Origin of the sequence: Pseudomonas sp. BBP2017, assembly GCF_003024385.1 — a bacterium.
GTDB lineage: Bacteria > Pseudomonadota > Gammaproteobacteria > Pseudomonadales > Pseudomonadaceae > Aquipseudomonas.
This window is the reverse complement of sequence record NZ_PVZN01000015.1, coordinates 57576-70562: the sequence shown is the minus strand read 5'-3', so window position 1 is coordinate 70562 and position 12987 is coordinate 57576. Positions and strand designations below refer to the sequence as shown.

The 12987-nt window shown below is 63.4% G+C and carries 12 protein-coding genes; 9 read left to right on the top strand and 3 right to left on the bottom strand.

All coding sequences use genetic code 11. The annotated features are described in order from the left end of the window. Positions 1-87: 87 nt before the first annotated feature. Complete coding sequence (locus C6382_RS17945; protein ID WP_107025706.1) at positions 88-1962, bottom strand: sigma-54-dependent Fis family transcriptional regulator; 1875 nt, start codon at positions 1960-1962, stop codon at positions 88-90. 257 nt (positions 1963-2219) lie between these two features. On the opposite strand from C6382_RS17945, the gene C6382_RS17940 reads away from it, so the two are divergent. From C6382_RS17940 to C6382_RS17920, 5 genes are all read left to right on the top strand, one after another. Beyond that, positions 2220-3278: an ATP-NAD kinase family protein gene (locus C6382_RS17940; RefSeq protein WP_107025705.1), complete on the top strand. Its 1059-nt coding sequence runs from the start codon at positions 2220-2222 to the stop codon at positions 3276-3278. Between the two features lie 22 nt (positions 3279-3300). Further along, positions 3301-4278, top strand: coding sequence for a thiamine pyrophosphate-dependent dehydrogenase E1 component subunit alpha (locus tag C6382_RS17935; protein WP_107025767.1), 978 nt, complete (start codon positions 3301-3303; stop codon positions 4276-4278). A 35-nt stretch (positions 4279-4313) separates the two neighbouring features. After that, positions 4314-5333: an alpha-ketoacid dehydrogenase subunit beta gene (locus C6382_RS17930; protein WP_107025704.1), complete on the top strand. Its 1020-nt coding sequence runs from the start codon at positions 4314-4316 to the stop codon at positions 5331-5333. Then, positions 5330-6436: an acetoin dehydrogenase dihydrolipoyllysine-residue acetyltransferase subunit gene (locus C6382_RS17925; RefSeq protein WP_107025703.1), complete on the top strand. Its 1107-nt coding sequence runs from the start codon at positions 5330-5332 to the stop codon at positions 6434-6436. Before C6382_RS17930 ends, C6382_RS17925 begins: the two co-directional genes overlap by 4 nt. Positions 6437-6523: 87 nt before the next feature. Beyond that, on the top strand, positions 6524-7588 hold the full coding sequence (locus C6382_RS17920) for a 2,3-butanediol dehydrogenase (RefSeq protein WP_256589138.1): 1065 nt from the start codon (positions 6524-6526) through the stop codon (positions 7586-7588). Between the two features lie 95 nt (positions 7589-7683). On the opposite strand, the gene C6382_RS17915 is transcribed toward C6382_RS17920, so the two are convergent. Both C6382_RS17915 and C6382_RS17910 read right to left on the bottom strand, forming a co-directional pair. Further along, positions 7684-8283, bottom strand: a complete 600-nt coding sequence (locus C6382_RS17915; protein WP_038613578.1) for an FMN-dependent NADH-azoreductase — start codon at positions 8281-8283, stop codon at positions 7684-7686. Between the two features lie 133 nt (positions 8284-8416). After that, positions 8417-8731, bottom strand: a complete 315-nt coding sequence (locus C6382_RS17910; RefSeq protein ID WP_107025701.1) for a 3-phosphoglycerate kinase — start codon at positions 8729-8731, stop codon at positions 8417-8419. Between the two features lie 49 nt (positions 8732-8780). Between C6382_RS17910 and C6382_RS17905 the strand changes: the two genes are divergently transcribed. From C6382_RS17905 to C6382_RS17890, 4 genes are all read left to right on the top strand, one after another. Then, a complete protein-coding gene (locus C6382_RS17905; protein ID WP_038613582.1) occupies positions 8781-9704 on the top strand; it encodes a LysR family transcriptional regulator in 924 nt (307 codons plus the stop codon). Positions 9705-9718: 14 nt separating this feature from the next. Continuing rightward, positions 9719-10531, top strand: coding sequence for an alpha/beta fold hydrolase (locus C6382_RS17900; protein ID WP_107025700.1), 813 nt, complete (start codon positions 9719-9721; stop codon positions 10529-10531). Then, positions 10525-11082 (top strand): peptidylprolyl isomerase, encoded by a 558-nt coding sequence (locus C6382_RS17895; protein WP_107025699.1) that lies wholly within the window; start codon positions 10525-10527, stop codon positions 11080-11082. The genes C6382_RS17900 and C6382_RS17895 overlap by 7 nt, the downstream gene beginning before the upstream one ends. Positions 11083-11147: 65 nt before the next feature. Further along, on the top strand, positions 11148-12980 hold the full coding sequence (locus C6382_RS17890) for an ABC transporter ATP-binding protein (RefSeq protein WP_107025698.1): 1833 nt from the start codon (positions 11148-11150) through the stop codon (positions 12978-12980). Positions 12981-12987: the final 7 nt, after the last annotated feature.

Here is a 12987-nt window from a genome sequence, read left to right as displayed (position 1 = left end):
GTTCGGGATATGCCCGGCAACTGCTGCGGACAAGACAGGCATGCAACCTGTAGAAGCGGATGAATCCCCACTGGGTTGAGTAGATAGTCAGCCCTTACCCATCCGCGGCATCTCTATCCGGTGCTCATGCACCCGCCGATACAAGGTCGCCCGCGAGATCCCCAGGGCCTTGGCGGTTTCCCCCGGCTTCCAGCGATGGCGAATCAACGCGTCGAGCAACTGCTGACGCGCTGGGCTGACACTGGCCTGAAGCTGCGCCTGGACCTGGCCACCGCGTATCTCCAACGGCAAGTCATCCAACTGCAAGGTGCTGCCGGAACAGATCGCACAGGCATAGCGCAGCACCTGGCGTAGCTGGCGCAAGTTACCCGGCCAGCGGTAATTGAGCAGTGCCTCCAGCGCATCGCCACTCAAGCCAACATCAACACCACAGCCCTTGGCCTCTTCGCCCAGCAATTGGTTGATCAGCGCCAGCCGGTCACTGCGCTCACGCAGTGGCGGCAGTTCGAAGCGGGCATTGGCCAGGCGAAAATAAAGGTCTTCGCGAAAGCTTCCGGCAGCGACCATCGCCGTGAGGTCGCGGTGGGTGGCGCAGATCACCTGGATATCCACCCGTTGTCGCGCCGAGGCGCCCAACGGCGCCACCTCGCCCTCAGCCAGCACACGCAGCAAGCGGGTTTGCAGGTTCAGCGGCATATCGCCGATTTCGTCGAGAAACAGGGTGCCGCCATCGGCCTGTTGCAGCAGGCCCTGCATGCCCTTGCTCGAGGCGCCGGTAAAAGCTCCGGCGACATAGCCGAACAGCTCGCTCTCGATCAGGTTCTCAGGGATGGCGGCGCAGTTCAGCGCCACGAACGGTTTGCCGCAACGCAGGCTCATGGCATGCAACTGGCGGGCGAACACCTCCTTGCCCGAACCGGTTTCGCCCAGCACCAGCACGGCCAGGTTGCAGTCCTTGACTCGGGTTGCCAGGCGCAGGCTGTGCTCGACCCGCTCATCAATCGGCTGGCGGGCAATGGCCGCGACCCGGCACCCAGGCTTGCGCCGCGGCGAGCTGATACGCACATGCAGCTCGCCGCTTTCACCGCGCCAGCGCAAGCGTTGGGCCGATTCATCGGTAGCAGCGCGCAGGGCATCAAGGTCGAACAGCTCACCGATATGTTCCGGCAGCTGGCCATAGCGTTCCAGCAGCGCCTTGCGGGCCAGGCTGTTGAGGGCCTGTAGACGGCCATCGGCATCCCAGGCCAGCAGGTAATCCGGCTGGCTGTCGACATAACCCGGCGTACTGTGGGCGCGCAAGACCCAGTGCGGCTCGGCACTGTGCATGAAGAATGCGTTTTCGATTTCCCGTGCGCTCTGTACCACCATTTGCCGGATCAGGTGCTGGCTGCGCCGGTCATCCGGCGATTGCAGCGCCGAGACATCGACTACGCCAAGCAGCTCACCTTGCGGGTCGAACACCGGTGCCGCCGAGCAGGTCAGGCCGATGAAGGCGGCGCGAAAATGGTCGCGCTTGTGCACGGTCGCTGGCGCCTTGCTGGTCAGCACCGCCGCCACCCCGCAGGTGCCTTCCTCGCCCTCCGACCAGCAGGTGCCCAAGTACAGCCCGGCCTTGCGGCAGTCGTTGCGGATGGCCGACTCGACCCGGTAGTCGATGGTCCGCCCCAGGGCATCGGTCAGCAGCACGCAGTAGTCAGCATCGCGTACCCGCCCGTGCAGGCGCGCCACGGCATCACCGGCAATGCGCAGGAACAGCTCGGAACGCTCGCGACACTCGTCGAGCAGGCTTTGCGAAAGGATGCGCGGCCCTTGCTGGGACGCGGGATCGAGCCGGTGCTGCTCCATCGAGCGGCGCCAGGAGTCGAGGATCAGCGGCGGCACCGGCGCCTGGGGTAGACGTTCGGCGTTCTTCAGCACGCGGCTAACACAGTCGACGTGGGCTTTGGAGTTCGCGGCAAGCATGGGGCCTCCGGTGCTCGTGTTCTTGTCGTTATGGGCCTCATTAAGCGCCGAATGCCGGGGGTGGACAAGCACTCTGTGGATTCCTGCCGGGCTGAGACGCAGCGTCTCAGCGTCTCGCCAGGTGGCGTGCAACAGTGACACCGAGCGTCTTGCCACAGCCCCGGCCAATACCGCAGAAACCGCTCTGCAACGCACATCTGCACGACTTGGCACCGGCCTTGCTCCTGCCCCTGGCAAACAAGAACCAGAGGTGTGCCATGCGCCAACCCGCCCTGACCGTGGGGATCATCGCCAATCCGGCCAGTGGCCGCGACTTGCGCCGACTGACTGCCAATGCCGGGCTCTACTCCAGCACCGACAAGGCTTCGGCAGTACAGCGCCTGCTCGCGGCGTTTGCCGCCACCGGCGTCGAACAGGTGCTGCTGCCGCCGGACATGACCGGTATCGCCGCCGCCGTGCTCAAGGCCAGCCTCGGCCCGCATGCCGAGCAACAGCGCTGGCCGCAACTGACCATCCTCGACATGCCGCTGCGCCAGACCGTCGAAGACACCCGCCACGCCGCGCGCCTGATGGCCGCCGAGGGTGTGGCCCTGATCGCCGTGCTCGGCGGCGACGGTACGCACAAGGCGGTGGCCGCCGAAGTCGGCGACATCCCGCTGCTGACCCTGTCCACCGGCACCAACAACGCCTTCCCGGAACTGCGCGAAGCCACCAGCGCCGGCCTTGCCGGCGGGCTGTTCGCCAGCGGCCGCATTCCCGCCGCGATTGCCCTGCGCCGCAACAAGCGCCTGGTGGTGCGGGTGGCGGAACAACAGCTCTGCGAATGGGCCCTGGTGGATGTCGCGGTGTCGCCGCAACGCTTCATCGGCGCTCGCGCCATCAGCCGCGCCGAGGACCTGGCGGAAGTCTTCGCGACCTTCGCCGAACCCCACGCCATTGGCCTCTCGGCGCTGTGCGGGTTGTGGTGCCCGGTGTCGCGCGCAGCCCCCGAAGGCGCCTGGATTCGCCTGCACCCTGAGGCCGAGCACGCACTGCTGGCACCCCTGGCCCCAGGCCTGCTGCAAGGCTGCGGGGTGACTGCCTCGGGGCCGTTGACGCCTGGGGTTGCCTACTCCCTGAGCCTTTCCAGCGGCACCCTGGCGCTGGATGGCGAGCGCGAAATCGAGTTCAGCGCAAGCGACCGGCCAAGCATCACCCTCGACGCCTTCGGCCCCTTGAGCATTGACGTCGAGGCGGTGCTGGCCCATGCCGCACGCCATCGCCTGCTGGCGGTCGGCCGCGAACACCCGCAACACCCTGCGAACCAACCGTGTTGAGACAACCCCGGAGAACAACAAGATGTCCACTCACCTGTCTACCGAGCAATTGCTGCATGCCTATGAAGTCATGCGCACCATTCGCACCTTCGAAGAACGCCTGCACGTGGAATTCGCCACCGGCGAGATTCCCGGCTTCGTCCACCTCTACGCAGGCGAAGAGGCCTCGGCCGCTGGCGTCATGGCCCACCTGCGCGACAGCGACTGCATCGCCTCCAACCACCGCGGCCACGGCCACTGCATCGCCAAGGGCGTTGACGTGTACGGAATGATGGCCGAGATCTACGGTAAGAAAACCGGCGTCTGTGGCGGCAAGGGCGGTTCGATGCACATCGCCGACCTTGAGAAAGGCATGCTCGGTGCCAACGGCATTGTCGGCGCCGGTGCGCCATTGGTGGCCGGGGCGGCGCTAGCGGCGAAAATCAAAGGCACCGATGACGTCGCCGTGGTGTTCTTCGGCGACGGCGGCTCCAACGAAGGCGCGGTGTTCGAGGCGATGAACCTGGCCTCGATCATGAACCTGCCATGCATCTTCGTCGCCGAGAACAACGGCTATGCCGAGGCGACCGCGTCGAACTGGTCGGTGGCTTGCGACCACATCGCCGACCGCGCCGCCGGCTTCGGCATGCCCGGGGTGACCATCGACGGCTACGACTTCTTCGCCGTGTTTGAGGCAGCGGGCGCGGCCATCGAACGTGCGCGCTCGGGCCAGGGCCCGTCTCTTATCGAGGTCAAGCTGACTCGCTACTACGGCCACTTCGAGGGCGACGCGCAAACCTACCGCGCCGCCGATGAGGTGAAGAACCTGCGTGAAACCCGCGACTGCCTGATGCAGTTCCGTCAGCGCAGCACCCGCGCCGGCCTGCTCAGCACCGAACAACTCGACCAGATCGACGCCCGGGTCGAGGACCTGATCGAGGACTCGGTACGCCGGGCCAAATCCGACCCGAAACCCGACCCTGCCGCCCTGCTCAGCGACGTGTACGTGTCGTACCCCTGAGCCTGCCTGACAACAAGAACAAGTGGAGAAGCATCATGGCGAGAAAAATCAGCTACCAGCAGGCCATCAACGAAGCCCTGGCCCAGGAAATGCGCCGCGACAGCAGCGTGTTCATCATCGGTGAAGACGTCGCCGGCGGCGCCGGCGCACCCGGTGAAGAGGACGCCTGGGGCGGTGTACTGGGTGTCACCAAAGGTCTGTACAAACAGTTCCCCGGCCGCGTGCTCGACGCGCCGCTGTCAGAAATCGGCTATGTCGGTGCGGCGGTCGGCGCCGCCACCCAGGGCCTGCGTCCGGTGTGCGAACTGATGTTCGTCGACTTCGCCGGCTGCTGCCTGGACCAAATCCTCAACCAGGCGGCGAAATTCCGCTACATGTTCGGCGGCAAGGCGGTTACCCCGCTGGTCATGCGCACCATGGTCGGTGCCGGCCTGCGCGCTGCCGCCCAGCACTCGCAGATGCTCACCTCGCTATGGACGCACATTCCCGGCCTGAAAGTGGTCTGCCCGTCCTCGCCGTACGACGCCAAGGGCCTGCTGATCCAGGCGATTCGCGACAACGACCCGGTGATCTTCTGCGAACACAAACTGCTCTACAGCATGCAGGGCGAGGTGCCGGAAGAGCTCTACACCGTGCCCTTCGGCGAGGCCAATTACCTGCGCGAGGGCGATGACATCACCCTGGTGACCTACGGGCGCATGGTTCACCTGGCCATGGAGGCCGCCGCCAACCTGGCGCGCCAGGGCATCGACTGCGAGGTCCTCGACCTGCGCACTACCAGCCCGCTGGACGCAGACAGCATCCTTGAAAGCGTGGAAAAAACCGGGCGCCTGGTGGTGATCGACGAAGCCAACCCGCGCTGCTCAATGGCCACCGACATCAGCGCCCTGGTGGCGCAAAAAGCCTTTGCCGCCCTCAAAGGGCCGATCGAAATGGTCACCGCACCGCACACCCCGGTGCCGTTCTCCGACGCCCTGGAAGACCTGTACATCCCCACCGCAGCGAAGATCGAGGCAGCGGTGCACACAGTGATTGCTGCGAGGACTGCCGCATGAGCCAGATCCATACCCTGACCATGCCCAAATGGGGCCTGTCGATGACCGAAGGGCGCATCGACACCTGGCTCAAGCAGGAAGGCGAGCAGATCAACAAGGGCGACGAGGTGCTGGATGTCGAAACCGACAAGATCTCCAGCAGCGTCGAGGCGCCGTTCAGCGGCGTGCTGCGCCGCCTGATCGCCCAGCCGGATGAGACCTTGCCGGTGGGCGCACTGCTGGCGGTGGTGGTCGACGGCGAAGCCGATGAGGCGGAAATCGACGCAGTGGTGCAGCGCTTTCAGGCCGAGTTTGTCCCCGGCGGCGACGGCGAGCAGGACAGCGGCCCGGCGCCACAGAAAATCGACCTGGGCGGGCGCACGGTGCGCTACTTCGACCTCGGCGAGGGCGGCACGCCTCTGCTGCTGGTGCACGGCTTTGGCGGCGACCTGAACAACTGGCTGTTCAACCATCAGGCCCTGGCCGCCGAGCGCCGGGTCATCGCTCTCGACCTGCCCGGGCATGGCGAGTCGGGCAAAACCCTGCAACGGGGCGACCTGGACGAACTGAGCCAGACGCTGATCGAGCTGCTCGACCACCTGGATATCCAGCATGCCCACCTGGCCGGTCACTCCATGGGCGGTGCAGTGTCGTTGAACCTGGCGCGTCTGGCGCCGCAACGGGTGCGCAGCTTGACCCTGATCGCCAGCGCCGGTCTCGGCCGCGAAATCAACGGCGACTACCTGCAAGGCTTCGTTGACGCCAACAACCGCAACGCACTCAAGGCGCCACTGACACAGCTGTTTTCAGACCCCGGCCTGGTGACCCGGCAAATGCTCGAAGACATGCTCAAGTTCAAGCGCCTGGAAGGTGTCGACAATGCCCTGCGCCAACTCGCCGCAGCCATCGCCGACGGCAGTGTGCAGCGCCACGACCTGCGCGCGGTAGTTGCCCAACAGCCGAGCCTGGTGATCTGGGGCGCCGCCGACGCGATCATCCCGGCCAGCCATGCCGAAGGCCTGCAGGCCGAGGTCGAGATCCTGCCGGGCCAGGGCCATATGGTGCAGATGGAGGCCGCCGAGCGAATCAACCAGCGGCTGTCGACCTTCCTCGCCAGCCAATGAACCCACCCGCGCCGTCACCACGGCGGCGCTTTTGTGTACACCTGGGAGATAACAACAATGAATGATCTGACCAATCCCACCGCCAGCATGCGTGCGGCGGTCTGGCATGGCCGCCAGGACATCCGCGTCGAAGATGTGCCCTTGCCCGCCGACCCGCCGCCTGGCTGGGTGCAGATCAAGGTCGACTGGTGCGGTATCTGCGGGTCCGACCTGCACGAATATGTCGCCGGTCCCGTGTTCATTCCGGTAGAGGCGCCGCACCCGCTGACCGGCATTCAGGGCCAGTGCATTCTCGGCCATGAGTTTTGCGGCGAAATCCTCAAACTTGGCGATGGTGTGCAGGGTTATGCCGTGGGCGACCCGGTGGCTGCCGACGCCTGCCAGCACTGCGGCACCTGCTACTACTGCACCCACGGCCTGTACAACATCTGCGAACGTCTGGCCTTTACCGGGCTGATGAACAACGGCGCCTTCGCCGAGCGGGTCAACGTACCGGCCAACCTGCTGTACCGCTTGCCCGAAGGTTTCCCGCGCGAAGCCGGGGCGCTGATCGAACCGCTGGCGGTCGGCATGCATGCCGTGAAAAAGGCCGGCAACCTGCTGGGCCAGAACGTCGTAGTGGTTGGTGCCGGGACCATCGGCCTGTGCACCATCATGTGCGCCAAAGCAGCCGGTGCGGCGCAGGTGATCGCCCTGGAAATGTCCAGCGCGCGCAAGGCCAAGGCCCTGGAAGTCGGCGCTACTGCTGTGTTCGATCCCAAGCAGTGCGATGTGCTGGCCGAGATTCGCGCCTTGACTGCTGGCCTGGGTGCTGATGTCAGTTTTGAATGCATCGGCAACAAGCACACCGCCAAGCTGGCCATCGATCTCATACGCAAGGCCGGCAAGTGCGTGCTGGTGGGGATTTTCGAGGAGCCCAGCGAGTTCAACTTCTTCGACCTGGTGTCCACCGAGAAGCACGTGCTCGGCGCCCTGGCCTACAACGGTGAGTTCGCCGACGTGATCGCCTTCATTGCCGATGGGCGGCTGGATATCAGCCCGCTGGTTACCGGGCGTATAGGCCTTGAGGCCATTGTTGGCCAGGGCTTTGAGGCGTTGGTGAACAACAAGGAGGAGAATGTGAAGATCATCGTCTCCCCAGCCAGGCTCTAAGGCCTCTGTCACAAAAAAGCCCGGTCATGCGCAACGCAGACCGGGCAGCTACACCCAAAGGAGCAACAGGTGTCAGGCGGGAAAATTCAGTGCAGTCACGCCACCGCAGCCAGCTGGGCCTTAGCCTGATTCAAGCCTTTCTCATGGAAATCACCGCCCATGTTCAGGCCTTCGGCATGGATGAAGGTCACGTCATGGATACCGATGAAGGCCATCACCTGACGCAGGTACGGTTCCTGATGGTCGCTCGAGGCGCCAGCATGGATGCCACCGCGGGCCGTGAGGATGTAGGCCTTCTTGCCGGTCAGCAGCCCCTGCGGGCCGGTTTCGGTGTACTTGAAGGTGATGCCGGCACGCAGCACATGGTCCAGCCAGGCCTTCAAGGTGCTTGGAATGGTGAAGTTGTACATCGGCGCAGCCAGTACCAGTACATCGGCGGCCAGTACTTCGTCAGTCAGTTCGTTGGAGCGGGCCAGCGCCTGCAGCTCGTCGCTGTTGCGCTGCTCTTCGGGCTTCATCCAGCCACCCAGCAGGTTGGCATCCAGGTGCGGCACCGGGTTGACGGCCAGATCACGCAGAGTGACCTGATCGCCAGGATGGGCGGCTTGCCACTGGCTGACAAAGTCACTGGTCAGTTGCCGGGAGATCGAACCCTGCTGGCGGGCGCTGCTTTCGATTACGAGTACACGGGACATGGGTTGCCTCCATCGGCGAATGCGGTAGGTCGATGGAGACAAGATTAAACAGTAGCTGATCGATTAAAAAGCGTAAAATCTGGGTGCAATCTATCAGTTTATTTGTTTTATTGTGCCGGTGCGCTAGCCTCACTTATTGCGGCTTGCAGTCCAGGTTGATGCGCAGCTTGATGATCTCGCGATTGAACTTGGCGGTGACATCCTTGCTCTGCCTGGCCGGCACTTGTACCCGGCGCACCCTGGGGGCTTCCGGACCGTTGCGGAACAGCACCTTGCACTGGGCCGGCACCTCGCCGTAGTTGTTCAGGGTGATCGAACCCATATCACGGTCGGTGTCGTAGGTGGTGTAGTCGAGCTTGACGCCGTCGAGGGTCTTTTCCACATCAATGGGATAAGCCCAGGCTGTGAGCGGAAGCAGGGCCAGCAGTACAGCACAACATTTCTTCATACGACGCTCTCCATGAAAGAGCGCCAGCTTAGGACAACAGGAGCCGAAGATGAAAGCGCCGCGCGTTACCCTGGATCAGTGGCGGACCCTGCAAGCGGTGGTCGATCACGGCGGTTTTGCCCAAGCGGCCGAAGCGCTGCACCGTTCGCAATCCTCGGTAAGCTACACCGTAGCGCGTATGCAGGACCAATTGGGTGTGCCGCTGCTGCGCATCGACGGACGCAAGGCGGTGCTGACCGAAGCTGGCAACGTGCTGCTGCGCCGTTCCCGGCAACTGGTCAAGCAAGCCAGCCAGCTGGAAGACCTGGCCCATCACATGGAACAGGGCTGGGAAGCCGAAGTGCGCCTGGTGGTCGATGCCGCCTATCCCAATGCCCGCCTGGTCCGCGCCTTGAGCGCCTTCATGCCGCAAAGTCGCGGTTGCCGCGTGCGCCTGCGTGAAGAAGTATTGTCCGGGGTCGAAGAAGTGCTGCATGAGGGCATTGCCGACCTGGCCATCAGCGGCTTCAACATTTCCGGCTACCTGGGTACCGAACTCAGTTCGGTGGAGTTCGTCGCCGTTGCCCATCCGGATCACAGCCTGCACCGGCTGGGTCGCGAGCTGAACTTCCAGGACCTGGAAAGCCAGCTGCAAGTGGTGATCCGCGACTCGGGGCGTGCGCAACCGCGCGATGTCGGCTGGCTGGGCGCTGAACAACGCTGGACCGTCGGCAGCCTGGCTACCGCGTCCACCTTCGTCAGCAGCGGCCTGGGCTTTGCCTGGCTGCCACGTCACCTGATCGAGCGGGAACTGCGCGAGGGTGTGCTCAAGCCCTTGCCGCTGGATCAGGGTGGCAGTCGCCATCCACTGTTCTACCTTTACTCCAACAAGGACAAACCCCTGGGCCCGGCCACGCAGATCCTCATCGAATTGCTGCGCAACTTCGATACCGCGCCGCTGGACGTGCCCTTCGCCGCTCCCGCCCAAGCCTGACAGGAATCATGCCCATGGCCTATTTCGAACATGAAGGTTGTTCGCTGCACTACGAGGAATACGGCCAGGGTGATCCGCTGGTGCTGCTCCATGGCCTGGGTTCCAGCTGTCAGGACTGGGAGATGCAAGTACCGGCGCTTGCCCGTCACTACCGGGTGATCCTGATGGACATCCGTGGCCACGGCCGCTCCGACAAACCCCGCGAGCGCTACAGCATTCAGGGTTTCAGCGCCGACCTGCTGGAACTGCTCGAGCAGCTGCAGACCGGCCCGGTGCATCTGGTCGGCCTGTCGATGGGCGGCATGGTCGGTTTTCAATTCGCGGTCGATCACCCCGAGTGGCTGCGCAGCCTGTGCATCGTCAACAGCGCCCCAGAGGTCAAGCGCCGCACCCGCCAGGACTGGACCTGGTGGGCCAAGCGCTGGGCCCTGGCCCGTACGCTGAGCCTGGAAAGCATCGGCAAGGGCCTGGCTGCGCGGCTGTTCCCTGAGCCGCAACAGGCCGACCTGCGCCGCAAGATGGCCGAACGCTGGGCAAAAAACGACAAGCGCGCCTACCTTGCCAGCTTCGATGCCATTGTCGGTTGGGGCGTCCGCGAACGCTTGGGGCAGATCGGCTGTCCTACGCTGGTCATCAGCGCCGACCACGATTACACCCCGGTAGCCCTGAAGGAGCGCTATGTGAGCCTGATTCCCCAAGCGCGACTGGCGGTCATCGAAAATTCCCGGCACGCTACACCACTGGATCAACCGCACATTTTCAATCAGACGCTGCTGCAATTTCTAGCGGCGTCCACCACCTCTCAAGGAACATTGAGCCCATGCTGAAAAAACTCCTGCTCGCCACTTGCTCGGTCGTCTTCGCCACCAGCCTGATGGCTGCCGAGAAGGCGCCGCACGTATTGCTCGACACCAGCTTCGGCCAGATCGAAGTGGAACTGGACCCGGTCAAGGCGCCGATCAGCAGCAAGAATTTCCTCGAATACGTGGACAGCGGCTTCTACAACAACACCATTTTCCACCGGGTAATCCCGGGCTTCATGGCCCAGGGTGGCGGCTTCACCGAGCAGATGGTGCAAAAGCCCACCAAGGACCCGATCCGCAACGAAGCCAGCAACGGCCTGCACAACACCCGTGGCACGCTATCGATGGCGCGCACCTCGAACCCCAACTCGGCCACCAGCCAGTTCTTCATCAACGTGGCTGACAACGCTTTCCTCGACCCGGGTCGTGACGCCGGTTACGCGGTATTCGCCAAAGTGGTCAAAGGTATGGACGTCGTCGATCAAATCGTCAACTCGCCAACCACCGTCAAGAAAGGCATGCGTGATGTGCCGGTCGATCCGGTCTTCATCAAGTCGGCCAAGCGCCTCGACTGACCCCGGGCTTCACAGGGACGTGAGCCAAGGCCTGAGGGTCTGACTGAACAGGAGTTACCTTTTTCATGCTGTTTCGCCGTTTCGAAAAGCTGATCGATATCTTTCGTGAAGCACCCAGTGCCTCACCACCCAGTACGGTACTGCCGTTCTATCTGTACTACTTGCGCCAGGTCTGGCCCAGCTTTGCCGCGCTGCTGGTGGTCGGTCTGATCGGCGCGCTGATCGAAGTGGCGCTGTTCAGTTACCTGAGCCGGATCATCGATCTGGCCCAGGGCACCCCCAACATCAACTTTTTCAGTGAGCACGCCGGTGAGCTGATCTGGATGCTGGTGGTGGCGCTGCTGCTGCGCCCGGTGTTCGTCGGCCTGCACGACCTGCTGGTGCATCAGACCATCAGCCCCGGGATGACCAGCATGATCCGCTGGCAAAACCACACCTATGTGCTCAAGCAGAGCCTGAATTTCTTTCAGAGCGATTTTGCCGGACGTATTGCCCAGCGCATCATGCAGACCGGTAACTCGCTGCGCGACTCGGCCGTGCAGGCAGTGGACGCCCTCTGGCATGTACTGATCTATGCCATCAGCTCGCTGGTGCTGTTTGCCGAGGCTGACTGGCGCTTGATGCTGCCGCTGATCAGCTGGATCCTCTGTTTCATCGGCGCGCTCTACTACTTCGTGCCGCGGGTCAAAGCCCGTGCGGTGATTTCTTCCGATGCCCGCTCCAAACTCATGGGCCGCATCGTCGATGGCTACACCAACATCGCCACCCTGAAGCTCTTCGCCCACACCGACTTCGAGCAGCAGTACGCGCGTGAAGCGATCAGCGAACAGACCGAAAAAACCCAGCTGGCCGCCCGCGTGGTCACCAGCATGGACGTGGTCATCACCAGCCTCAACGGCCTGCTGATCGTCACCACCACGGGCCTGGCCCTGTGGCTGTGGACCCAGTCGCTGATCAGCGTCGGGGCAATTGCCCTGGCCACTGGCCTGGTCATTCGTATCGTCAACATGTCCGGCTGGATCATGTGGGTGGTCAACGGCATCTTCGAGAACATCGGCATGGTTCAGGACGGCCTGCAGACCATTGCCCAGCCGGTCACCGTGACCGACCCAGCAAATGCCCCGGCCCTTAAAGTCGATCGTGGTGCGGTGAAGTTCGAGAATGTCAGCTTCCACTACGGCAAAAGCAGCCGGATTATCGATGGCCTGAATCTGGACATTCGTGCTGGTGAAAAGATTGGTCTGATCGGCCCCTCCGGCGCGGGCAAGTCAACCCTGGTCAACCTGCTGCTGCGTTTGTATGACCTGGAAAGCGGACGCATCCTCATCGATGGCCAGGACATTGCCCAAGTGACCCAGGCCAGCCTGCGCGCGCAAATCGGCATGATCACCCAGGACACCTCGCTGCTGCACCGTTCGATCCGCGAGAACCTGTTATACGGGCGCCCGGATGCCAGCGACGAAAGCGTTTGGGAAGCGGTCCGTCAGGCCCGCGCCGATGAGTTCATCCCGCTGCTGTCTGATGCCCAGGGCCGCACCGGCTTCGATGCCCATGTCGGTGAGCGCGGGGTCAAGCTCTCCGGTGGCCAGCGCCAGCGCATCGCTATTGCCCGGGTGCTGCTCAAGAACGCGCCGATCCTGATCATGGACGAGGCCACTTCAGCATTGGATTCGGAAGTCGAAGCGGCGATTCAGGAAAGCCTCGAAACCCTGATGCAAGGCAAAACAGTGATCGCCATCGCCCACCGGCTGTCGACCATTGCCCGTATGGACCGCCTGGTAGTGCTGGAAAAAGGCCGGATTGCCGAGATGGGCAGCCATGCCGAGTTGTTGGCACAACAGGGATTGTATGCGCGCTTGTGGCATCACCAGACCGGTGGGTTTGTCGGGATTGACTGAAATCCGC

Coding starts and splice junctions, on each gene's coding strand:
- C6382_RS17945 (WP_107025706.1), bottom strand. CDS start 1,962: ATGCTTGCCGCGAACTCCAAAGCCCACGTCGACTGTGTTAGCCGCGTG.
- C6382_RS17940 (WP_107025705.1), top strand. CDS start 2,220: ATGCGCCAACCCGCCCTGACCGTGGGGATCATCGCCAATCCGGCCAGT.
- C6382_RS17935 (WP_107025767.1), top strand. CDS start 3,301: ATGTCCACTCACCTGTCTACCGAGCAATTGCTGCATGCCTATGAAGTC.
- C6382_RS17930 (WP_107025704.1), top strand. CDS start 4,314: ATGGCGAGAAAAATCAGCTACCAGCAGGCCATCAACGAAGCCCTGGCC.
- C6382_RS17925 (WP_107025703.1), top strand. CDS start 5,330: ATGAGCCAGATCCATACCCTGACCATGCCCAAATGGGGCCTGTCGATG.
- C6382_RS17920 (WP_256589138.1), top strand. CDS start 6,524: ATGCGTGCGGCGGTCTGGCATGGCCGCCAGGACATCCGCGTCGAAGAT.
- C6382_RS17915 (WP_038613578.1), bottom strand. CDS start 8,283: ATGTCCCGTGTACTCGTAATCGAAAGCAGCGCCCGCCAGCAGGGTTCG.
- C6382_RS17910 (WP_107025701.1), bottom strand. CDS start 8,731: ATGAAGAAATGTTGTGCTGTACTGCTGGCCCTGCTTCCGCTCACAGCC.
- C6382_RS17905 (WP_038613582.1), top strand. CDS start 8,781: ATGAAAGCGCCGCGCGTTACCCTGGATCAGTGGCGGACCCTGCAAGCG.
- C6382_RS17900 (WP_107025700.1), top strand. CDS start 9,719: ATGGCCTATTTCGAACATGAAGGTTGTTCGCTGCACTACGAGGAATAC.
- C6382_RS17895 (WP_107025699.1), top strand. CDS start 10,525: ATGCTGAAAAAACTCCTGCTCGCCACTTGCTCGGTCGTCTTCGCCACC.
- C6382_RS17890 (WP_107025698.1), top strand. CDS start 11,148: ATGCTGTTTCGCCGTTTCGAAAAGCTGATCGATATCTTTCGTGAAGCA.